Source organism: Sinorhizobium fredii, assembly GCF_002944405.1.
Taxonomy (GTDB): Bacteria; Pseudomonadota; Alphaproteobacteria; order Rhizobiales; family Rhizobiaceae; genus Sinorhizobium; species Sinorhizobium fredii_C.
The window spans coordinates 3008594-3028609 of record NZ_CP024307.1; the positions used below are offsets into that span (position 1 = coordinate 3008594).

Genomic DNA, 20016 nt, shown 5'->3' on the forward strand with positions numbered 1-20016 from the left:
ACCAGCCGTTCCAATCTCCGAGACCCCGAGACCGAGAGGGCTGAACGATCGAATACGCGGAAAAATTGCTGTCAGTCTTCATTCTCGCCCCATTCGGGGGAAGCCTCCTCGCAATCTTCTTTCCGTCCGATCAACGCGGCGCCACGGCCTGGTTCGCTGGCGCGATCGCCCTCATCTGCTTCCTGGTGACCGCCGGCCTCTATCCCTTCGTCGCCACCGGCGGCGTGCTTCGCTTCGAGATCGACTGGATCCCCGAACTCGGGTTGAACTTCAAATTGCGCATGGACGGGTTTGCCTGGCTTTTTTCGGCGCTCATTACCGCAATAGGCTTCTTGGTCGTCCTCTACGCCCGCTATTACATGGCCGAGGAAGACCCGGTGCCGCGCTTCTTCGCGCTGTTTCTCGCCTTCATGGGATCGATGCTCGGCGTCGTGCTTTCCGGCAACCTGATCCTGCTCGCGGTCTTCTGGGAAATGACGAGTATCGTTTCGTTCCTGCTGATCGGCTACTGGCATCACAACGCGCATGCCCGCGATGGCGCGCGTATCGCACTGACGATGACAGGCATGGGCGGCCTTGCGATGCTCGTCGGCCTGCTCCTGATCGGACGCGCCGTCGGCAGCTACGATCTCGACACCGTGCTCGCCGCGGGCGACGCGATCCGCAACGATCCGCTCTACAACGCGATCCTGGTTCTCGTCCTGCTCGGCGCCCTGACGAAGAGCGCGCAATTTCCCTTTCATTTCTGGCTGCCGCATGCCATGGCCGCACCGACGCCGGTTTCCGCCTATCTGCATTCGGCGACGATGGTGAAGGCCGGGGTTTTCCTGCTGGCGCGGCTTTGGCCGGTGATGGCCGGCACGGAGGCCTGGTTCTGGATCGTCGGTCTTGCAGGACTGACGACCCTGCTGCTCGGCGCCTATTTTGCGATCTTCCAACAGGATTTGAAGGGGCTGCTCGCCTATTCGACGATCAGCCATCTCGGGCTGATCACCGTTCTCCTGAGCCTCGGCAGCCCGCTGGCCGCCGTCGCCGCGGTCTTCCATATCGTCAATCACGCGACCTTCAAGGCCTCACTATTCATGGCCGCCGGCATCATCGACCATGAAACCGGCACGCGCGACATGCGCCGGCTGAGCGGACTTTTTCACTACATGCCGATCACCGCGACGCTCGCCATGGTGGCGAGTGCCGCCATGGCCGGCGTGCCTCTGCTCAACGGCTTCCTGTCGAAGGAAATGTTCTTCGCTGAAGCGATCGAAACGCATCTCGTCAGTGCGCTCGACACCGCAACGCCCTATGTCGCGACGATTGCAAGCATGTTTGCGGTCACCTACTCGCTGCGCTTCATTCACAGCGTCTTCTTCGGGCCGCTGCCGTCCGACCTGCCGAAGAAACCGCACGAGCCGCCGCGCTGGATGCGCGCCCCCGTCGATTTCCTGGTGCTCGCCTGCCTGGTCGTCGGGATCATTCCGGCGCAAACGATCGGGCCCTTCCTCGACGCCGCCGTGGTTTCGATCCTGCGCGAGAATACGCCCAGCTACAGCCTTGCCGTCTGGCACGGCCTCAACATCCCGCTGATCATGAGCTTCGTGGCGCTGTCGGGCGGCGTCGGCCTCTATTTCCTGATGCGCTCCTATCTCGCGACGGGCATTGAGGGTCCGCCGGTCTTCCGCCTGCTCCAGGGACAGCGCGTCTTTGAGCGTGTCCTGGTGACGCTGTCGTGGAAATGGGCCCGCTCGCTCGAGCAGCGCCTCGGCACCCGCCATCTGCAGCCGCAGATGCGGCTCCTGGTGTTCCTGGCGCTCCTCGCCGGTGCCTTGCCCCTCGCGATCGGCGGCTTTCGGCTGCCGCCGCTCGTCGTCCGCGGCATCGATCCGGCCTTCGCCCTGCTTTGGGGTGTCGGCATCGCCTGCGCAGTCGGCTCGGCCATCCTGGCGAAATTCCACCGTTTGGCATCGCTCGTACTGCTCGGCGGTGCCGGGCTCGTCACCTGCCTCACCTTCGTCTGGCTGTCTGCTCCCGACCTTGCCGTCACCCAGCTTCTCGTCGAGATCGTCACCACGGTGCTCATCCTGCTCGGCCTGCGCTGGCTGCCGAAGCGCATCGAGGAGCCCGCGACGGCGGATATTCCGCTGAAGGTCCGCTTCCGGCGCCTGCGCGACTTCCTGCTCGCCACCATGGCGGGCGGCGGCGTGGCGCTGGTAGCCTACACGGTGATGACCCGGCCCCTGGTACCGGAGACCATCGCCGGCTACTTCCTCGGACAGGCCTACCACGAGGGCGGCGGCACGAATGTCGTCAACGTCATCCTGGTGGATTTCCGCGGCTTCGACACCCTCGGGGAGATCGCCGTCCTCTGCATCGTCGCGCTCACGGTCTTTGCGCTGCTGCTGCGCTTCCGCCCGCACCTGGACAGTCTGGAATCGCCCGAACAGCAACGAGTGCAGAACGCCTATGACGACGATCATCCGGAGCGGACCGCGGGCGACAGCGTCGCTGAATATCTACACATCCCTTCGGTGATCATGCGCTGGATGTTCCCGGTCACCGGCATGCTCGCCGCCTATCTGTTCCTGCGCGGCCACGACCTGCCGGGCGGCGGCTTTGCCGCCGGAATTGCCATGTCGATCGGCTTCATCCTGCAATATATGTCGGGCGGCACCCGCTGGGTGGAGGAGCGGCTGCGCATCCACCCGCTTCGCTGGATGAGCATCGGTCTGCTCGTCGCCCTGGCGACGGGCGTCGGATCCTGGCTCTTCGGCTATCCGTTCCTGACATCGCGCGCCGAATATGCCACCCTGCCGGTCATCGGCAAGGTTCCGCTCGCAAGCGCCATCCTCTTCGACCTCGGCGTCTTCTCTCTGGTGCTCGGCGCCACGGTGCTGATGCTTATCGCGCTGGCGCACCAGTCGGTCCGCCGCGCAGCGCGCGCCCATGCGCGGGCCGCGCGACCTGAAAGGGAGGCGGCACAATAATGGAGCTCATTCTCTCCGCCGGCATCGGCGCCCTCGCCGCATCGGGCGTCTATCTTCTGCTGCGACCACGCACCTATCAGGTGATCGTCGGGCTTGCGCTGCTCTCCTATGCGGTCAACCTCTTCATCTTCAGCATGGGGAGGCTCCGGGTAAACGCGCCGCCGGTGCTCGAACCCGGCGGCGCGGGCGACCTCTTGCGCTACACAGATCCCGTGCCGCAGGCCCTCGTTCTGACCGCGATCGTCATCGGCTTCGCGATGACCGCGCTCTTTCTCGTCGTGCTGCTCGCGTCACGCGGCTTCACCGGCACCGACCATGTCGACGGAAGGGAGCCGCCGCGCGGTGACTGATTGGCTGCACCATCTTCTGATCCTGCCGATCCTGCTGCCGCTTGGCGTCGCGGCGATGCTGATCCCGATCGACGAGCGTGAGCGCACGCTGAAGGGAGCGATCGGCTTCGCATCGACGCTCGTCGTCTTCATCGTCACGATGATCCTGATGCGGCTTGCGGCGGCAGGCGAAGGCAGCCTGCCGGGCGCCGGCGTCTACCAGCTCGGCAACTGGCCGGCGCCGTTCGGCATCGTCCTCGTCCTCGACCGGCTGTCGGCGCTGATGCTCTGCCTTGCGAGCGGTCTGGCGCTTGCCGCCCAGGCCTACTCGATGGCCCGCTGGCACACGGCCGGTCACCATTTCCACTCGCTGTTCCAGCTGCTCGTCGCCGGTCTCAACGGCGCCTTCCTGACGGGCGACCTGTTCAACCTCTTCGTGTTCTTCGAGATGATGCTGGCGGCTTCCTACGGACTGCTGCTGCACGGCTCGGGCCCGTTGCGCGTCAAAGCCGGGCTGCACTATGTCGCCATCAATCTCGCCGCCTCTTCGCTGTTCCTGATCGGCGTCAGCCTGATCTACGGTACCACTGGTACGCTCAATATGGCGGATCTCGCGACGAAGCTTGCCACGCTCGCGCCGGAAAGCCGGCGGCTCGTCGAAACCGGCGCCGCGGTGCTCGGCGTCGCCTTTCTCGTCAAGGCCGGCATGTGGCCGCTGAGCTTCTGGCTGCCGGCGGCCTATGCAGCGGCGACCCCGCCGGTCGCCGCTGTGTTCGCCATACTCACGAAAGTGGGCATCTACGTCATCCTCCGCCTGCACATGCTCGTCTTCGGCACGGCCGCCGGCGCATCGGCCGGTTTTGGCCAGGATTGGCTTCTGACGGGCGGCATGCTGACGATCGCCTTCGGCACCATCGGCGTGCTGGCTTCGCAGGCCATGGGCCGGCTCGCCGCCTATTCCGTGCTCGTCTCTTCGGGCACGCTGCTTGCGGCGATCGGCCTCGGACGACCGGAAATGCTCGCCGGCGCGCTTCTCTATCTGGTCAGCTCGACGCTGACGATCGCCGCCTTCTTTCTGCTCATCGAACTCGTCGAACGCGGCCGCGATGCCGGCGCCGACGTTCTGGCGGTGACGATGGAAGCCTATGGCGACTTCGACGAGAATGAGGAAGAGGAGGAAGTGGGCGTCGCCATTCCGGGCACGATGGCCATTCTCGGCCTCTGCTTCTGCCTCTGCGCCATTCTCCTGTCAGGCCTGCCGCCGCTTTCGGGTTTCATCGCCAAATTCGCACTGCTGCGAGGGCTCTTCAACGTGCCCGAGGCGAACCAGGCGATCGCGATTTCCGCCGCCGACTGGATCTATGTGGCACTTCTCATCCTTTCGGGCCTCGCCGCCATGATCGCCCTGAACCGTGTCGGCATCCGCACCTTCTGGGCGTCGATCGAGGGAACCATACCGCGCGTCGTCGTCATCGAGATCACGCCAGTTGCCATCCTGCTCGCCGCCTGCGTCTTCCTGAGCTTTCAGGCCGGCCCCGCGATGCGATACATGCAGGCGACCGCCGACGATCTGCTTGCTCCCCTCGTCCATAGCGAGCGGGTCCTTTCCGCGCCCCGGGCGGGAGGAGAGTAGCGATGCGTGCCTGGCTTCCCTACCCGCTGTTTTCGCTTGCCCTCTTCTTCATGTGGTTGTTGCTCAACCAATCGGTTGCGCCGGGCTCGATCATCGTCGGCGGCTTCCTGAGCGCGTTGCTCGGCTGGGTCCTGGTGAAGCTGCAGCCGACCCGATCGCGGCTGCACCGTCTAAGCCTCATGGGAGGCCTTGCGCTCGCGGTCGTCGCCGACGTTGTTCGTTCGAACATCGCCGTTGCGGGGATCATCCTGCGGGCCCGGGGCAGGCCGGCGAACACCGGTTTCATGAGCGTCGACGTCGATCTGGAAAACGAGAACGCGCTGGCGCTGCTCGCCTGCATCCTGACGGCGACGCCTGGCACCGCCTGGCTCGAATACGACCGGCGCCGCAAGAGCCTGCTCATACATGTGCTCGATATCGACAACGAGGATCTGTGGCGGCGAACGGTCAAGCGCTACGCAGCAGGACTGAAGGAGATACTTCAATGATCGCGCTTGCAATCGTCTGGTCGATCCTGCTCGCCCAGGTCATGCTCACTTTGGCGATGGCCTTCGCGCTCTACCGGATGATCAAGGGACCCCGCGCCCAGGACCGCATCCTCGGGCTCGACACGCTCTATATCAACGCGATGCTGATGCTGCTTGCCTTCGGCATCCGCACCGCCAACTCGATCTATTTCGAGACCGCGCTGATCATCGCTCTGATCGGTTTCGTCTCCTCCATCGCATTCGCGAAATTTCTCATGCGCGGCGAGGTGATCGAATGAACCATCTGGCCGACCTGCCCGCCTGGGCGGCGATCGCCGTCTGCGGCTTGCTGCTTCTCGGAGCCGCGATGACGCTCATCGGCTCGCTCGGCCTGTTGCGCCTGCCGAGCTTCTACGACCGTCTGCACGCCCCGACAATCGCGACCAGCGGCGGCACGATTCTTACCTGCCTCGCCTCGATGCTCTGCTTCGCGGTGCTGCAGAGCCGCTGGATCTTCCACGAACTGCTGATCATCTTCTTCGTCACGGTGACGACGCCGGTGACGCTGATGCTGCTCGGCCAGGCGGCTCTTTACCGCGACCGCGTCGAGAACCGCCAGGACGTGCCGCGCAAGCCGAAGCCCGCCGCGGAACTGGACTGCGAATGATGCCGCTCTATTCGCGGCCGCGGAAGCGGCGCTGATAGACAGGATCGTAGAGCGAGCTCTCCCGGAAGTCCGATGCTTCCAGCCCCGGTCCGACAAGGATCAGCGCCGTGCGCTCGATCGGATCGGCGGCGACCCGGTCGGCAATGTCGCCGAGCGTGCCGCGCAGCACGCGCTCATCCGGCCAGGACGCCTTGACGACGATCGCCACCGGGCAATCGGCGCCGTAGAGCGGCGTCAGTTCCTCGACGACGCGGTCGAGCGCATGGATGGCGAGGTGGATCGCCAGCGTCGAGCCGGTGGCGCCGAAGGCGGCGAGCGTCTCGCTGTTCGGCATCGGTGATGCACGGCCGGAAACGCGCGTCAGCACCAGGCTTTGCGACACCGCCGGAATGGTCAATTCGCGGCCGAGTGTCGCCGCGGCGGCGGCGAAGGCAGGCACGCCCGGCGTCATCGTATAGGCGATATCGTGTTTCTCTAGCCGCCGTATCTGCTCGGCCACCGCACTCCAGACTGAGAGGTCGCCGGAATGCAGCCGCGCGACATCCTCGCCGGCTTCGGCCGCGCGCACATATTCCGCCTCGATCTCGTCGAGCGACATCGGCGCCGTGTCGATGACGCGGGCGCCGGGCGGGCAAAATTGCAGGAGCTCCGGCGAGACGATCGAGCCGGCATAGAGGCAAATGGGGCAGCGGCCGATCAGGTCCCTCCCCCTGACCGTGATGAGGTCTGCTGCGCCCGGTCCCGCGCCGATGAAGTGAACGGTCATTGTCTATCCTCTTGAGTATTCCCGGCTCAGTCCTTGACCCAGGACCATTGCGTCACCGGCATGGCCGGGCGCCAGCCCGTCATCGTGCCGACCGGCGACGCGCGGGCGATGTCGATCCGGATCAAAGAGCCGCCGAGCCGGGCGTGATGGGCAAGCAGCACCGCTTCCATTTCCGTCGTCACGGCGTTGGCGACCAGTCGGCCGCCGGAGGGAAGCGCGGCGATCGCCGCCTCCATGACGCCGGCATCACTGCCGCCACCGCCGATGAAGATCACATCCGGACGGGTGAGCCCGCGAAGCGCTTCCGGCGCCTGCCCCTCGATCACCGTCAGGCCGGGCACGCCGAAGCGAGCGGCGTTGCGGCCGATCCGCGCAGCCCGCTCGGGCGAAGCTTCGATGGCGATCGCCTGCATCGCCGGGTTCGCCAGCATCCATTCGATGGCGATCGAGCCGGAGCCAGCGCCGATGTCCCAGAGAAGCTCGCCCCTGCGCGGTGCCAGCGCCGAGAGCGTCAGCGCCCTGACCTCGCGCTTGGTGATCTGGCCGTCATGCTCGAACAGCGCATCGTCGAGCCCGCCGGCAAGCGGCAGGACGCGCGCACTTCCATCGGCGACGACCTCGACCGCGCAGACGTTCAGAGCAGCGATGTTTTCCAGCGCGAAGCTCGCGGCAAGGTGCCGAGAGATGCGCTCCCGTTCCCCGCCAAGCGCTTCGAGCACGGTAAGCGGCGACCGACCGAAACCGCTTTCGCAGAGCAGTCCGGCGAGCGCCGCCGGGCCGTTCCCGTCCGAGGTCAGCGCCAGCACGCGGGCGCCCGGCTGCAGCTGCGGCCGGATGAGGTCGAGCGGGCGGCCATGCAGCGAGACGGTTGCCACGTTCTGCAGCGGCCATCCGAGCCGCGAGGCTGCAAGGCTGAAGGCCGAGGGCGCAGGGATCGTCCGGATTTCGCTCGCGTCGATGCGGCGCGCCAGCGTGGCGCCAACACCGTAGAGGAAGGGATCGCCGGAGGCGAGCACCACGACGGGACTGCCGCGCCTCGAAGCGATCGCCTCGACCGATTTCTCAAAGGGGCTTTGCCAAGCTTCGCTCTCGCCCTGGATCAAGGACGCGGCGAGTTCGATATGACGGACGCCGCCGAAGACGACGGGGGCTGCCGCAATCAGCCGCTTGGCCTCGTCGCCGAGACCGGCTACACCATCTTCCCCGATCCCGATGACGGTCAACCAGGGAGCGACAATGGCCGAGCCGCTATTCGACATGTCAGCCACGGGCAGACCTCGCATCCTGATCCTCGGCGGCACGACCGAGGCGCGGCACCTTGGCGAGCGCCTTGCGGCCGATCCGCGCTACGACGCGGTGATCTCGCTCGCCGGCCGAACCGCCGATCCGCGGCCGCAGCCATTGCCAACGCGCGTCGGCGGCTTCGGCGGCGCCGAAGGGCTGGCCGTCTTCCTGGAGCTCGAAAACGTTTGCCTGCTGGTAGATGCGACCCATCCCTTTGCGGCGCGGATCTCCCACAATGCAGCGACCGCCGCGGCGGCGACCGGAACGCCGCTCTTCGCGCTGCGCCGGCCCGCCTGGGAGGCACAACCGGGCGATCGCTGGGCGCGTGTCGCAAGCGTCGCCGAGGCGGTGTCGGCCCTTGGCGCCTTGCCGCGCCGCGTCTTTCTGGCGATCGGCCGCCAAGAGGCCTTCCTTTTCGAAAAGGCGCCGCAGCACAGCTATCTCGTCCGCAGCGTCGATCCGGTGACGCCGCCGCTGAGCCTTCCCGATGCTACCGCGATCCTCGCGCACGGCCCCTTCGCCGAGACGGACGAGCTCAAGCTGCTCCGAGAGCATGCGATCGATGTCATCGTCGCCAAGAACAGCGGCGGCACCGCCACCTACGGCAAAATCGCCGCCGCCCGGAAGCTCGGGCTCGAGGTGGTGATGGTCGAGCGCCACAAGCCCGCCGATGTGCCGACGGTCTCCACCTGCGATGAGGCGCTCGAACGCATTCATCAATTCCTATCCCCGGTGAAGGACCGCGGCGTGTAGACGAGATCCTGTTTGCCGCTACGGGCAACGATCCGCGTCTCCGGCGAGCCGATGATCACGCAGGTTGCCATGTCGGCGCGGTCGGCATCGGCTTCGCCGAGCGGCATCACCGCGATGTGCTCGTCCGGCCGCCCGGCCGCCCGGCCGAAGATCACCGGCACGCGGGGCGGCAGGACCTCGCGAAGGACATCGAAGGCCTTGCCGAGTTGCCAGGGACGCGCCTTGCTGATCGGGTTGTAGAGGGCGATGACCAGTCCCGCTTCCGCCGCGAGCCGCAGCCGCCTGGTGATGACCTCCCAGGGCTTCAGATTGTCCGACAGCGACATGGCGCAGAAATCGTGGCCGAGGGGCGCACCGATCCGCGCCGCCACCGCGAGCATGGCGGTGACGCCAGGGGTGATCGTGAGATCGACCTGCCGCCACGCCTCCGGCCCCGTGTCGATCGCCTCGCAGACGGCGGCGGCCATCGCGAATATGCCCGGATCGCCGCCGGAGACGACGCAGACATCGACGCCGGCGCTGGCGCGCGTCAGCGCGGCTCTCGCCCGGTCCAGCTCTTCGCGATTGTCGGAGGCGATCCGGCGCTGGTCGGCTCTCAGATGCAGCCGGTCGAGATAGGGGCCATAGCCGAAGAATTCGCTCGCAACGGCAATCGCATCCTGCGCCTCCGGCGTCATCTGCGCCGGATTGCCAGGGCCGGTGCCCACGATGAAGAGCTTGCCGGTCATGACCTGCCCTCCGCACCGGGCCTATCCTTCCAGCCGGGCCGATCCTTCCAACCGGGAACCAGGACCAGCGAAAAATATGGCGCCTCGTCGTCCGGCTTGTCGCCGAGCGGAATCATCGCCGCGTTCGTCATCGTGCCGCGCTCGACATAGACGGCAGCTTCGAGCTTGCCTGCCGCCGCAAGGGCGCGGCGGATCTTCGGCAGGTTGCGCCCGACCTTCATGATCACAGCGGCTTCAGTGTCGGCGAGGCGGCGCTGAAGCTCCTTCTCGCCCATCGTGCCGGGAAGAACCGAGAGAACGTCATCCCCCTGCACCAGCGGCAGGCCGGCAACCGACCAGCAGCCGGACATCGCCGTGATCCCGGGAATGACCTCGACCGGATACCGGCCTGCGAGCCGCACGTGCAGGTGCATGTAGGAACCGTAGAACAGCGGGTCGCCCTCGCTCAAAACGGCGACGGTCCGACCGGCCTTGAGATGCACGGCTACCGCTTCCGCGGAGGCATCGTAAAAGTCGGTGATCTGCCGCTTGTAGGCCTCGTCGCCCTTGTCGATCTCGGTCGTCACCGGATAGTAGAGCGGCAGTTCCACCAGGTCGGGCTTCAAAAGTCCCTCGACGACGGCGCGGCCGTTGCCATTGCGCCCCGCCTTGGCGAAATAGGCGACGACATCCGCCTCGCCGAGCGCCCGCACCGCCTTGACGGTCAGAAGCTCCGGATCGCCGGGACCGGTCCCGACGCCGATCAGTCGGCCCGACGCGCTCACAGCCCCGGCCTCGCCAGCGAATTCAGCGCCGCCGCCGTCATTGCACTGCCGCCGAGGCGGCCGCGAACGATCGCGAAGGGAACGCCATAGGAATTCTCGGCAAGCGCGTCCTTCGATTCCGCCGCGCCGACGAAGCCGACCGGCATGCCGAGGATCGCCGCCGGCTTCGGCGCGCCGTCGCGTAGCATTTCCAGGAGATAGAAGAGCGCCGTCGGCGCATTGCCGATGGCAACGACCGAGCCCGCCATCCGCTCGCCCCAGAGCTCGAGCGCCGCCGCCGAGCGCGTATTGCCGATTTCGGCGGCGATCTCCGCCGTGCGCGGATCGCGAAGCGAGCAGATCACCTCGTTACCGGCCGGCAGCCGCGCCCGGGTGACGCCATGGACGACCATTTCCGCATCGCAGAAGATTGGAGCACCGTTCTTGAGTGCCGCGCGTGCGGCAGAGACGAAGTCGGGAGAGAAGACGAACTGACGCACCGCTTCCACCGAACCGCAGGCATGCACCATGCGCACCGCCAGATCGGCCTCCTCGTCCGAGAAGCCGGAAAGATCGGCTTCCGCCCGGATGATCGCGAAAGAACGCTCGTAGATGGCATTGCCATCGCGGATATAATCGTAGTCAGGCATTTCTATCCCTGTTCAAACGCGTCGACGATGTGCGCCGTCCCGAGCCGTGTAAGACAGGAGCGCGCCGATTCGCCAGCGTCTTTGTTTTCCCTGACCAGCGCATTGAGCGCGGCCAGCGCGGCTTTTATCCCGCCCTCATCGGTGTAGGCGCTCGGCGCGACGGAAGCAGCCCCATTTACGACAAGCGCGTATCCTGATGGCGCACCGACAAGCGTCAGGGGAGAAGCTACCGGTCTGGCGCATCCCTTTGGACAGCCCGAGAGATGGATTGCGAGCGAGCCGTCGAGAAGGTCGGCACCGACCTCGAGCAATAGCCCGGCCACCACCTTGGTGTCCATCAGCGCCGAGGCGCAGGCAAGCCCGGCGCAGGTGGCGACGTGATTTCGCGGATCATCGGCGGAAACCAGGAAACCATGGGAAAGCGCCAGTTGTTGCGCGAGGGCGGCAGCTTCCCGCGACAGGCCGAGGACGAGGAGACCATGGCGCGGCGCGAGGCGTATTTCCGTTGCGCCCAATTCCCCGGCGCTTTGCAGGAAGGCGATGAGGCTGGCGCTATCGGTTTGCGCAAAAGCAAGAGCGACACCGAGCACGGTGCGACCGTCGCCGAAGTCGTGAATGCCCGCCGGCAAGAATGGCGAGGTGCCGCCGGCCGCCGGCAAGGGGTCGAGGCCGGCGGATAAACGCTGCCGGATGGCGTCCGCATCAAGATCGCGACCGCGTGCGGCTGGGCCGAAATGATCGAGCTCCGCCAGAATTTCCATCAGCGCAGGGACGACCCGCTCCGCCTCCAGCAGCGCAACCGGCCGCTCCGGGCGTCCCGCGCCGCCGAAGGACAGCAGCCAGCGAAGGCCATCCTCGCTGTTCCGCGCCTCAAGGCGGAGATCGGCCGCGACATCCCGCAGGTGGAAGCGGCCATTCCCATCGATGACGATGGACAATTTCGGTGCGAGCGCAAGCGCCGGACGACGTTCGGCAATCGCGTCGCGCAGGGCCGCGGCCAATGGCCGGGGGTCGGCGATTTCGCGCGGATCGAACCCGGCAAGCGGCGGCGTCTCGATCGCGACGCCGTCTGTAACGGCGATTCCCGCCTCCCCGATCGCGGCGGCAAGTGCCGGAACGCTTGAGGCGATCAGCCCGCGGACCTGCAGGTTGCCCCGAGCGGTTACTTCGATAATGCCGCTGCCGCAGTCTGCGGCCGCTTCAGCCAGTGCCCTTAGCTCGGCGGGCGTCAACCCACCGGTCGCCGGACGCAGCCGCACGAGCAGACCATCTCCGGTCTGCATCGGCGCTGCGAGCGACGGACAGGCGCCGCGGCGCATCGATGTGCCGGGTTCAGTTTGTGACCTGGGCGCAGCGCAGCTCGTCATCCTGTTCCAATATCCTCGGGGCGCATTGCGGGCACACACTCCGCGTCTGTGATAAAGCCTATATCACAGCCGCCTTCCTTGAGAGAGATCAAAGCCCAGGCAAGCGGCGTCTACCCGTCGAAGTCCGCACCCTTGCGCAGCAGATAGATATCCATGATCCAGCCCATGCGCTCGCGCGCGTCGGCCCTTGCCTTCAGGATTTCTTCCTTTACGTCGGCGAGACGCCCGGAAATGACGATCTCGTCCGGCGTACCGAGATAGGCGCCCCAGTAAATCTCCGCATCCGGATCGTCGATCTTCTGAAAAGCCTGTTCGCCATCGAGCATGGCGACGGCCGTCTCGCTTTTGTGCGGAAAGCTCTCGGCAAGCCGGCGACCGGTGGTGATCTCCACGGGCTTGCCGACGAGGTTGAGCGGAATGCGATGGCTGGCGCAAAGCGCCTGAAGGCTGGTGATACCGGGAACTACCTCGAAGTCGAAGGCCACGCTGCCCCGCGCACGAACCCTTTCGACAATGCGGATCGTGCTGTCATAGAGCATCGGATCGCCCCAGACGAGAAAGGCGCCGGTCTGCCCGTCCGCGAGTTCGCTCTCGAGCAGCGCCTCATAAGTGGCGGCGATGCTCGCATGCCAATCATCGACGCCTTGGACGTAGCTGCGTCCCTCGGTCCGGCGGACCGGCACGGTGAATTCGACGGTCCGGCTGTCGCTGCGCGTCACGTAGCGGGCGCAGATGTCGCGGCGCACCTCGGCAAGCTCCGTCTTCTTCGCACCCTTGGTCGGGATGAAGAGCACGTCGGCGCGGTTCAGTGCATTGACCGCCTGGACCGTGATGTGTTCGGGGTTGCCCGCCCCGATCCCGATGATCAGGATATGCCGCATGCCGTTTCTCCCGCTACGCGCAGTGCATGTCGCCCAAAAGTGTGCAGCGGTTTTGGGGCACCGACATGCACAAAACAAATCCCTAAAGCGCGTCGCATGTTTGAGCGCGCCCGCTTTAGACGCCAGTCTTTGGCGGATCGCGACCGGCCGCGCAAGGTCCAGGCACGACAGGAGAGGCCACCACGGCGTCAGCAGGGTGCCGCAGCCTGCCGATCGACGGCGAGAGGAGGATCGTCCGGCAGCCGCCAATCGATCGGATCGAGCCCCTTCGACGTGAGAAAGGCATTGGCATTGGAGAAATGCCTGCAGCCGAGGAAGCCGGAATGTGCCGACAGCGGCGACGGATGCGGCGCGGTCAACACCAGGTGGCGGGAGCGGTCGACGAAGGCCGCTTTCTTCTGCGCATAGGAGCCCCAGAGCATGAAGACGACCGGCTGGGCCTGTTCGTTGACGGCGCGGATGACGGCATCGGTAAAGCGTTCCCAGCCCTTGCCCTGATGCGACGCCGCCCGGCCCCGCTCGACCGTCAGCACGCTGTTCAGGAGCAACACGCCCTGGCGCGCCCAGCTTTCAAGGAAGCCATGGCGGGCCGGCGGAATGCCGAGATCGTCGCGAAGCTCCTTGTAGATGTTGACCAGCGACGGCGGGGTACGCACGCCCGGCCGGACGCTGAAGCAGAGTCCATTCGCCTGACCGTCGCCGTGATAGGGGTCCTGGCCGAGTATCACGACCCGAACCTTGTCGAGCGGGGTCAGGTCAAGCGCCCGGAAATATTCGCTGCCTCTCGGAAAGATCTGTCGGCCCTGCTGCTTCTCGTCCAACAGGAAGCGCTTGAGATCGGTCATATAGCCGTGGAGGAATTCGTGCGCCAACGCCGTCTTCCAGCTCTCTTCTAGCCTGATCGTCGCATCCATGGATTCGCCTCGTTCTTCGTCGCTCCGGAATTTAGCCCCGCTATTGCCCACTGCAAGCATGCGCGCCGGATTTAGCCCGTTCCGTTCACTGCTTCGATTAGCCTTCTGGCAGAGCATTGTATTTCGTCCGATATAGCGCTAACGAGAACGGAGAGACCGTTATATCCTGCAAAATATCACGAGAGAGATGGAGGCAAATGCGATGAGGGGAGGGAGACATTGGCTTAAGGGTTTGATGCTGGCGCTCGGCCTGATTTTGGCTGGCGCAGCATTGGCTCCTGCCCAGGCGGAAGAAAAAGTTACGGTATTTGCCGCGGCAAGCCTGAAGAATGCCCTCGACGCGGTCAACGCCAAATGGAAAGACGAGACGGGCAAGGAGACGACCGCCTCCTATGCGGCAAGCTCGGCGCTCGCCAAGCAGATCGAACAGGGCGCGCCTGCCGATATCTTTATCTCGGCCGATCTCGCCTGGATGGATTACCTTGCCGAGAAGAAGCTGATCAAGGACGACATCCGCTCCAACCTGCTTGGCAACCGTCTCGTCCTCGTTTCCGGCAAGACCGACGCCGCGCCTGTCGAGATTAAGCCGGGCCTAGACCTCGCCGCTCTTCTCGGCGAAGGACGCCTGGCAATGGGCGCCGTCGATTCGGTTCCCGCCGGCAAATACGGCAAGGCCGCACTCGAAAAGCTCGGCATCTGGCCGACGGTCGAAGCAAAAGTCGCGGGAGCCGAAAGCGTGCGCGCCGCCCTGCTTCTCGTTTCGCGCGGCGAGGCCCCCTATGGCATCGTCTATCAGACGGACGCGGCCGCCGATCCGGGCGTGAAGGTTGTCGGCACCTTTCCGGAATACAGCCACTCGCCGATCATCTACCCGATAGCGATCACCGCAGAGAGCAAGAACCCGGACGCGGCTGCTTATCTCGAATTCGTCAAGTCGCCCAAGGCCGCGGCGTTTTTCCAGGCCCAGGGGTTCATCGTGCTTGAATAGGGTCTTGCGCCACCGGCCTTCGACCGGGCAGAACGTGTTCGCGTCGTGCATGCAATCGGTGCACGGCGCGGCACCTCTGTGACGGGAGCATAAAATTGGACTGGATGGTCTTGAGCGACGCGGAATGGACGGCCGTCCGCTTGAGCCTGCGGGTGGCAACGGTCGCAATGCTTTCGAGCCTGCCGGTCGCGCTTCTCGTCGCCATGGCATTGGCACGCGGTCGCTTCTGGGGCAGGTCGATCCTGAACGGCCTCGTGCACATGCCGCTGATCCTGCCGCCGGTCGTCACCGGCTTCGTGCTGCTCCTGCTGTTCGGCCGGCGCGGACCGATCGGCGCCTTCCTCGCCGACAATTTCGGCCTTGTCTTTTCCTTCCGCTGGACGGGTGCAGCACTCGCCTGCGCCGTCATGGGCTTTCCGCTGATGGTGCGCAGCATCCGGCTGTCAATCGAAGCGGTCGACCGGAAGCTGGAGGACGCCGCCTCAACGCTCGGCGCCAATCCGATCTGGGTGTTCCTGACCGTGACCTTGCCGCTGATTCTGCCCGGTATCGTCGCCGGCATGATCCTTTCCTTCGCCAAGGCGATGGGCGAATTCGGCGCGACGATCACCTTCGTCTCGAACATCCCCGGCGAGACCCAGACGCTTTCCGCGGCGATCTACAGCTTCACCCAGGTGCCGGGCGGCGACGCCGGCGCCATGCGGCTCGCCATCATCTCCATTATTCTTTCAATGACGGCGCTGATGCTGTCGGAATTCCTCGCCGTCGCGGCGGCGCGACGGACGGTCGCCGCATGAGCCTCGAGGTCGAAGCGCGCCACCGGATTGGCTCATTCGCCATAGACGCCGCCTTCCGCTCGGAGGGCGGCGTGACGGCGCTTTTCGGCCGTTCCGGCTCCGGCAAGACTTCGCTGATCAACATCGTCGCCGGGCTGCTGCGACCCGATCGGGGCCGCATCGTTCTCGACGGCGATGTGATCGCCGACAGCGAGGAGCGGCTCTTCACCCCCGTTCACCGCCGGCACTTCGGCTATGTCTTCCAGGAGGCCCGGCTCTTTCCGCATCTGAGCGTCCGCCACAACCTCGCCTATGGGCGCTGGTTCGCCGGCGCCGGCAAATCCGCCTCCGAGTTCCACAAGGTCGTCGAAATGCTCGGCATCGGAGATCTGCTCGAGCGCCGTCCTTCGACTCTCTCTGGCGGCGAACGCCAGCGCGTCGCCGTTGGGCGGGCGCTGCTTGCAGCACCCCGGCTGCTGCTGATGGACGAGCCGCTCGCCGCCCTCGACGAGGCCAGAAAGGCGGAGATCCTGCCCTATCTCGAGCGGCTCCGCGATGAGACCAAGATACCGATCGTCTATGTCAGCCATTCCGTCACGGAGGTGGGGCGGCTGGCCGAGCGCATCGTGGTGATCGAGGAGGGCCGGGTCAAGGCATCCGGCACGGCGTCCGCGATTCTCAACCAGCCGGCGGCCGCGATCGTGCGGCGGGAGACAGGCGCCTTGGTTGAAGGCGTGGTCGTAAGCCACGATTCCCAGCATCGACTGACGGTGGTGCTGGCCGGCGAATGCCTGATCCGCATACCGCATCTCGTCTCCACACCCGGCAATCGCCTCCGCCTTTACATCGCCGGGCGCGACGTGATGCTCGCCACCACGAAACCGGAAGGGATCAGCGCCCTCAACGTCCTGAAGGGAACGATCATCGATCTTTCACCGGCGCAGGAGGGCAGCGTCGACGTCCGCGTCGACTGCGGCGGCAATGTCATCGTCTCCCGCATCACCGCCCTCTCCCGCGAGACGCTCGGGCTCGAGCCGGCCAAGCCCGTCCACGCGATCATCAAGACGGTCGCGTTGGACTATTAGGACGGTTGCGCAGGTCGTTTCGCGGATGAGCTTTCCGTCCGGCGCGCTGCTTCGCCCGATCGCGCCGCCTCCAGCCAGTCGAGGTCTTCTGCGATCGCGCTCCTCGCCTTGGCTTCCATCCCCCGAAAGCGCTCGATCAGCGTCTCGCCGAAGACGGTAAGCGCCGCACCCCCGCCTTGCTTGCCGCCCCGCTGCGACTCGACTGCGGGCTCCTCGAACATCCGGTTGAGCGCATCGACCAGCAGCCAGGCACGCCGATAGGACATGTCCATGGCGCGGCCGGCGGCGGAGATCGACCCGGTCTCGCGGATCAGTTCGAGAAGCATGATCTTGCCGCGCCCGAGGCGACCCTCGGGCGGGAAATCGATGCGCAGGACGAGGCGAAGCTCTTTGTCGGCTTTGGGCATGCGCCGCAGCATAGACATTGCGGCAGGCGGCGAAAAGGCCTGCGCTCAGAGGCTCATGCCGCCGTCGACCACATGCACATGGCCGGTCGTATAGGCCGAAGCGTCGCTGGCGAGATAGACGGCGAGCGCGGCGATTTCCTCCGGCGTGCCGAGCCGGCCCATCGGCTGGCGGGCGATGAAGGCGGCGCGCGCCTCCTCGTAGTCGCCCTGCGCCCGCATCCGCTCCTCGAGCGACGGCGATTGCACCGTGCCGGGCGCAATGGCGTTGCAGCGAATGCCCTTGCCGATGAAGTCGATCGCCACCGACTTGGTGAGGCCGATGACCGCCGCCTTGCTGGCGGAATAGACGAAGCGGTTCGGCACGCCCATCGGCACGCCGGCGACCGACGACATGTTGATGATCGAGCCGCCGCCCATTTCGACCATGCCCGGCAGGAAGGCGCGGATCATCCGGAACATCGATTTGACGTTGAGATCGAAGGCGAAGTCGTAATCCTTGTCGCTCGCTTCCAGGATCGTGCCGGCATGGACGAAGCCGGCGCAGTTGAAGAGGACATCGACAGGACCAGTGCGCGCCGCAAAATCGGCGATCGCCGCTTCGCTCAGCACGTCGAGCTTCGCCAATTCGATCCCGGTGGCTGCCAGCTCGGCGAGCCTGTCCTCGTTGATGTCGGTTGCGATCACCGACGCCCCTTCCCGGCTGAACGCCTCGGCCGCCGCGCGGCCGATACCTTGTGCCGCAGCCGTGATCACAGCACGCTTGCCCGCAAGAAGTCCGCTCATTGTCCGCCTCATCGATCCGGTATGATTTGTCAGCGGGCGCCTGCTCTGCCGCCCCCGCATCTCGCTTCTCAACAGACATCGAAGCCTGACGGCCTGTCAACCGGACAATGCGTATTTTTATCGGAAAAAGACAGAACACCGGCGATGATAGAGCTGTGCATGGCAGGCTGGCGAGATCTCTTGCTGGCTTGATCTCGGCGGCCGAAAATTGCAGCGATAGAAAACCGCCCCTTGCCCTTCTGCGAGAAATGCGATGCCCGGCCCCACCCTTGATCCCGTCGTCACCGACCCGTCGCTGCCGCGCAAAGCGGATGTCGTCATCATCGGCGGTGGAATTATCGGGGTCAGCACGGCGCTTTTTCTGGCCGAACGCGGCGTCAAGGTCGTGCTCTGCGAAAAAGGCGTGCTTGCCGGCGAGCAATCGAGCCGCAACTGGGGCTGGGTGCGGGTTATGGGCCGTGATCGGCGCGAGATCCCGATGGCGATGGCCTCGCTGAAGATCTGGGACACGCTCGATGCGCGCATCGGCGGCGAGACCGGCTTTCGCCGCAGCGGCATCCTCTACATATCGGAAACGGAGCAGGACCTCGCCAATCGCGATGCCTGGCTGGCGCTTGCCAAACCGCATGGCGTCGACAGCCGGCAGATCGGCCCGGACGAGACCCAGGCGGTCATGGGCGGCGCGGCTATCCGCTACAAGGGCGCACTTTACACGCCGAGCGACGGCAGGGCCGAGCCGCAGAAGGCGGTGCCGGCGATCGCGGCCGGAGCCCGCCGCGCCGGCGCGACCATCGTCACCGGTTGCGCCGTGCGCGGCATCGAGCGGAGCGGCGGACGAGTCAGCGCGGTCGTCACCGAGAAGGGCCGCATCGAAACGGCGACGGTGGTGCTTGCCGGCGGCGCCTGGTCGCGGCTCTTCTGCAAGGGGGTCGGCATCCGCCTGCCGCAGTTGAAGGTGCGCAACACGGTGCTCAGGACCGCCCCGGTCGAAGGCGGGCCGGACGGCGCCGGCGCAACGGGAAGCTATGCCTATCGCAAGCGCCTCGACGGTGGCTATACGATCGCCACTGCCGGTGTGAACCTGCATCCGCTCGTCCCGGACAGCCTGGCTTTCTTCCGTGACTTCCGGCCGGTGCGGAGGGCCGACCCGGACTCGGTCCAGGTGGGCTTCAGCGCCCAGAGCTGGCGCGAACAGTTCGAGATCACGCCCGTTCCGCTCGACCGCCCGGGCGCCTTCGAGCGGCACCGCATCCTCGATCCGCGACCGGATGCACGCTCGGTCCTACCCGCCCTCGAAGCGGCGAGACTCGCACTCCCGGTGCTACGGCAGGTCGAGCCAGTGCAGATCTGGGCCGGGCTGATCGACGTCACACCCGATGTGGTGCCGGTCATTTCGCACGCAGAAGCTGTGCCCGGCCTCCTCATCGCCACCGGCTTTTCCGGCCACGGTTTCGGTATCGGACCCGGTGCCGGACACCTGGTGGCCGACCTCGTCACCGGCGACCGACCGATCGTCGATCCCACCGAATTTCGACTGTCGCGATTCTCCGACGGGACGCCGATCGAGCTCGCACCGCCCGTCTGACGGCGATTCTGGTCCGTTGCCACGAGCCGATCACGAAAGAAAATTACGCGCCGCCGGGGGCACGTCGCGGCTCCGCAATCGGCCCGGCGCGAGCGCCGGCACGAATCTGTCTTTCTTCATCCGGACGTCCGGCCTGCTGCCGAAATCCCTTCATCAAACCCCGAACTCGTGGCAGTCTGTGGCTGTAACCCTTTGGGAGAATGAGGGTTGTCTATGACCTGCACGGCCCGAG

21 protein-coding genes are annotated in these 20016 nt (G+C 65.8%); 11 read left to right on the forward strand and 10 right to left on the reverse strand.

Annotation, left to right across the window (positions count from 1 at the left end; all coding sequences use genetic code 11):
- Nucleotides 1-65: 65 nt before the first annotated feature.
- The 6 genes from NXT3_RS14800 to mnhG are packed head-to-tail and all read left to right on the forward strand — an operon-like array spanning nucleotide 66 to nucleotide 6074.
- A complete protein-coding gene (locus tag NXT3_RS14800) occupies nucleotides 66-2978 on the forward strand; it encodes a monovalent cation/H+ antiporter subunit A (RefSeq protein WP_104839584.1) in 2913 nt (970 codons plus the stop codon).
- On the forward strand, nucleotides 2978-3328 hold the full coding sequence (locus NXT3_RS14805) for a Na+/H+ antiporter subunit C (RefSeq protein ID WP_037414305.1): 351 nt from the start codon (nucleotides 2978-2980) through the stop codon (nucleotides 3326-3328). Before NXT3_RS14800 ends, NXT3_RS14805 begins: the two co-directional genes overlap by 1 nt.
- A complete protein-coding gene (locus NXT3_RS14810) occupies nucleotides 3294-4940 on the forward strand; it encodes a monovalent cation/H+ antiporter subunit D (RefSeq protein ID WP_199773292.1) in 1647 nt (548 codons plus the stop codon). The genes NXT3_RS14805 and NXT3_RS14810 overlap by 35 nt, the downstream gene beginning before the upstream one ends.
- Before the next feature lie 2 nt (nucleotides 4941-4942).
- Nucleotides 4943-5428, forward strand: a complete 486-nt coding sequence (locus NXT3_RS14815; RefSeq protein ID WP_104839586.1) for a Na+/H+ antiporter subunit E — start codon at nucleotides 4943-4945, stop codon at nucleotides 5426-5428.
- Entirely contained in the window at nucleotides 5425-5706 is a 282-nt protein-coding gene (locus NXT3_RS14820) for a K+/H+ antiporter subunit F (protein WP_037414300.1), read from the forward strand. Before NXT3_RS14815 ends, NXT3_RS14820 begins: the two co-directional genes overlap by 4 nt.
- A complete protein-coding gene (mnhG, locus tag NXT3_RS14825) occupies nucleotides 5703-6074 on the forward strand; it encodes a monovalent cation/H(+) antiporter subunit G (protein ID WP_104839587.1) in 372 nt (123 codons plus the stop codon). The genes NXT3_RS14820 and mnhG overlap by 4 nt, the downstream gene beginning before the upstream one ends.
- A gap of 7 nt (nucleotides 6075-6081) precedes the next feature.
- Here the strand turns inward: mnhG and cobM are convergent, their stop codons facing one another.
- Nucleotides 6082-6840 carry a precorrin-4 C(11)-methyltransferase gene (gene cobM / locus NXT3_RS14830; protein ID WP_037414296.1) on the reverse strand — a complete coding sequence of 253 codons (759 nt, stop codon included), beginning with the start codon at nucleotides 6838-6840 and terminating at the stop codon, nucleotides 6082-6084.
- Between the two features lie 26 nt (nucleotides 6841-6866).
- Nucleotides 6867-8099: a precorrin-6y C5,15-methyltransferase (decarboxylating) subunit CbiE gene (gene cbiE / locus NXT3_RS14835; protein WP_199773353.1), complete on the reverse strand. Its 1233-nt coding sequence runs from the start codon at nucleotides 8097-8099 to the stop codon at nucleotides 6867-6869.
- Between cbiE and NXT3_RS14840 the strand changes: the two genes are divergently transcribed.
- Complete coding sequence (locus NXT3_RS14840; RefSeq protein WP_104839589.1) at nucleotides 8077-8877, forward strand: cobalt-precorrin-6A reductase; 801 nt, start codon at nucleotides 8077-8079, stop codon at nucleotides 8875-8877. The two genes, cbiE and NXT3_RS14840, sit on opposite strands and share 23 nt — an antisense overlap.
- Here the strand turns inward: NXT3_RS14840 and NXT3_RS14845 are convergent.
- The 6 genes from NXT3_RS14845 to ung all read right to left on the reverse strand — a co-directional run bounded on the left by NXT3_RS14845 (nucleotide 8841) and on the right by ung (nucleotide 14160).
- Nucleotides 8841-9605, reverse strand: coding sequence for a precorrin-3B C(17)-methyltransferase (locus NXT3_RS14845; protein ID WP_104839590.1), 765 nt, complete (start codon nucleotides 9603-9605; stop codon nucleotides 8841-8843). The two genes, NXT3_RS14840 and NXT3_RS14845, sit on opposite strands and share 37 nt — an antisense overlap.
- The gene (locus NXT3_RS14850) at nucleotides 9602-10369 is read right to left on the reverse strand and encodes a precorrin-2 C(20)-methyltransferase (protein ID WP_104839591.1); all 768 of its coding nucleotides are present in this window, start codon (nucleotides 10367-10369) and stop codon (nucleotides 9602-9604) included. The genes NXT3_RS14845 and NXT3_RS14850 overlap by 4 nt, the downstream gene beginning before the upstream one ends.
- Nucleotides 10366-10998 carry a precorrin-8X methylmutase gene (locus NXT3_RS14855; protein WP_104839592.1) on the reverse strand — a complete coding sequence of 211 codons (633 nt, stop codon included), beginning with the start codon at nucleotides 10996-10998 and terminating at the stop codon, nucleotides 10366-10368. Before NXT3_RS14855 ends, NXT3_RS14850 begins: the two co-directional genes overlap by 4 nt.
- 2 nt (nucleotides 10999-11000) lie before the next feature.
- On the reverse strand, nucleotides 11001-12365 hold the full coding sequence (gene cobG, locus NXT3_RS14860; protein ID WP_097527628.1) for a precorrin-3B synthase: 1365 nt from the start codon (nucleotides 12363-12365) through the stop codon (nucleotides 11001-11003).
- A 110-nt stretch (nucleotides 12366-12475) separates the two neighbouring features.
- On the reverse strand, nucleotides 12476-13246 hold the full coding sequence (gene cobF, locus NXT3_RS14865; RefSeq protein WP_104839593.1) for a precorrin-6A synthase (deacetylating): 771 nt from the start codon (nucleotides 13244-13246) through the stop codon (nucleotides 12476-12478).
- A 188-nt stretch (nucleotides 13247-13434) separates the two neighbouring features.
- On the reverse strand, nucleotides 13435-14160 hold the full coding sequence (ung, locus tag NXT3_RS14870) for a uracil-DNA glycosylase (protein ID WP_104839594.1): 726 nt from the start codon (nucleotides 14158-14160) through the stop codon (nucleotides 13435-13437).
- Between the two features lie 202 nt (nucleotides 14161-14362).
- On the opposite strand from ung, the gene modA reads away from it, so the two are divergent.
- From modA to modC, 3 genes are all read left to right on the forward strand, one after another.
- Nucleotides 14363-15148, forward strand: coding sequence for a molybdate ABC transporter substrate-binding protein (gene modA / locus NXT3_RS14875; RefSeq protein ID WP_097538567.1), 786 nt, complete (start codon nucleotides 14363-14365; stop codon nucleotides 15146-15148).
- A 104-nt stretch (nucleotides 15149-15252) separates the two neighbouring features.
- Nucleotides 15253-15945: a molybdate ABC transporter permease subunit gene (gene modB / locus NXT3_RS14880; protein ID WP_162109070.1), complete on the forward strand. Its 693-nt coding sequence runs from the start codon at nucleotides 15253-15255 to the stop codon at nucleotides 15943-15945.
- Nucleotides 15942-17009, forward strand: coding sequence for a molybdenum ABC transporter ATP-binding protein (gene modC, locus NXT3_RS14885; RefSeq protein WP_104839595.1), 1068 nt, complete (start codon nucleotides 15942-15944; stop codon nucleotides 17007-17009). Before modB ends, modC begins: the two co-directional genes overlap by 4 nt.
- Here the strand turns inward: modC and NXT3_RS14890 are convergent.
- Nucleotides 17006-17416, reverse strand: coding sequence for a winged helix-turn-helix domain-containing protein (locus NXT3_RS14890; RefSeq protein ID WP_104840010.1), 411 nt, complete (start codon nucleotides 17414-17416; stop codon nucleotides 17006-17008). The two genes, modC and NXT3_RS14890, sit on opposite strands and share 4 nt — an antisense overlap.
- A gap of 45 nt (nucleotides 17417-17461) precedes the next feature.
- The gene (locus NXT3_RS14895; protein WP_104839596.1) at nucleotides 17462-18199 is read right to left on the reverse strand and encodes an SDR family oxidoreductase; all 738 of its coding nucleotides are present in this window, start codon (nucleotides 18197-18199) and stop codon (nucleotides 17462-17464) included.
- Nucleotides 18200-18452: 253 nt separating this feature from the next.
- Between NXT3_RS14895 and NXT3_RS14900 the strand changes: the two genes are divergently transcribed.
- Nucleotides 18453-19784, forward strand: coding sequence for an NAD(P)/FAD-dependent oxidoreductase (locus NXT3_RS14900; RefSeq protein ID WP_037414274.1), 1332 nt, complete (start codon nucleotides 18453-18455; stop codon nucleotides 19782-19784).
- Nucleotides 19785-20016: the final 232 nt, after the last annotated feature.

What these genes read in the sequence shown, in the direction of transcription:
- modA (WP_097538567.1), top strand. Translation starts at nt 14,363, where the DNA reads ATGAGGGGAGGGAGACATTGGCTTAAGGGTTTGATGCTGGCGCTCGGC.
- ung (WP_104839594.1), bottom strand. Translation starts at nt 14,160, where the DNA reads ATGGATGCGACGATCAGGCTAGAAGAGAGCTGGAAGACGGCGTTGGCG.
- NXT3_RS14820 (WP_037414300.1), top strand. Translation starts at nt 5,425, where the DNA reads ATGATCGCGCTTGCAATCGTCTGGTCGATCCTGCTCGCCCAGGTCATG.
- mnhG (WP_104839587.1), top strand. Translation starts at nt 5,703, where the DNA reads ATGAACCATCTGGCCGACCTGCCCGCCTGGGCGGCGATCGCCGTCTGC.
- modB (WP_162109070.1), top strand. Translation starts at nt 15,253, where the DNA reads ATGGTCTTGAGCGACGCGGAATGGACGGCCGTCCGCTTGAGCCTGCGG.
- NXT3_RS14890 (WP_104840010.1), bottom strand. Translation starts at nt 17,416, where the DNA reads ATGCCCAAAGCCGACAAAGAGCTTCGCCTCGTCCTGCGCATCGATTTC.
- cobF (WP_104839593.1), bottom strand. Translation starts at nt 13,246, where the DNA reads ATGCGGCATATCCTGATCATCGGGATCGGGGCGGGCAACCCCGAACAC.
- NXT3_RS14900 (WP_037414274.1), top strand. Translation starts at nt 18,453, where the DNA reads ATGCCCGGCCCCACCCTTGATCCCGTCGTCACCGACCCGTCGCTGCCG.
- NXT3_RS14840 (WP_104839589.1), top strand. Translation starts at nt 8,077, where the DNA reads ATGGCCGAGCCGCTATTCGACATGTCAGCCACGGGCAGACCTCGCATC.
- cobG (WP_097527628.1), bottom strand. Translation starts at nt 12,365, where the DNA reads ATGACGAGCTGCGCTGCGCCCAGGTCACAAACTGAACCCGGCACATCG.
- NXT3_RS14845 (WP_104839590.1), bottom strand. Translation starts at nt 9,605, where the DNA reads ATGACCGGCAAGCTCTTCATCGTGGGCACCGGCCCTGGCAATCCGGCG.
- cobM (WP_037414296.1), bottom strand. Translation starts at nt 6,840, where the DNA reads ATGACCGTTCACTTCATCGGCGCGGGACCGGGCGCAGCAGACCTCATC.
- modC (WP_104839595.1), top strand. Translation starts at nt 15,942, where the DNA reads ATGAGCCTCGAGGTCGAAGCGCGCCACCGGATTGGCTCATTCGCCATA.
- NXT3_RS14810 (WP_199773292.1), top strand. Translation starts at nt 3,294, where the DNA reads ATGTCGACGGAAGGGAGCCGCCGCGCGGTGACTGATTGGCTGCACCAT.
- NXT3_RS14815 (WP_104839586.1), top strand. Translation starts at nt 4,943, where the DNA reads ATGCGTGCCTGGCTTCCCTACCCGCTGTTTTCGCTTGCCCTCTTCTTC.
- cbiE (WP_199773353.1), bottom strand. Translation starts at nt 8,099, where the DNA reads ATGTCGAATAGCGGCTCGGCCATTGTCGCTCCCTGGTTGACCGTCATC.
- NXT3_RS14895 (WP_104839596.1), bottom strand. Translation starts at nt 18,199, where the DNA reads ATGAGCGGACTTCTTGCGGGCAAGCGTGCTGTGATCACGGCTGCGGCA.
- NXT3_RS14805 (WP_037414305.1), top strand. Translation starts at nt 2,978, where the DNA reads ATGGAGCTCATTCTCTCCGCCGGCATCGGCGCCCTCGCCGCATCGGGC.
- NXT3_RS14855 (WP_104839592.1), bottom strand. Translation starts at nt 10,998, where the DNA reads ATGCCTGACTACGATTATATCCGCGATGGCAATGCCATCTACGAGCGT.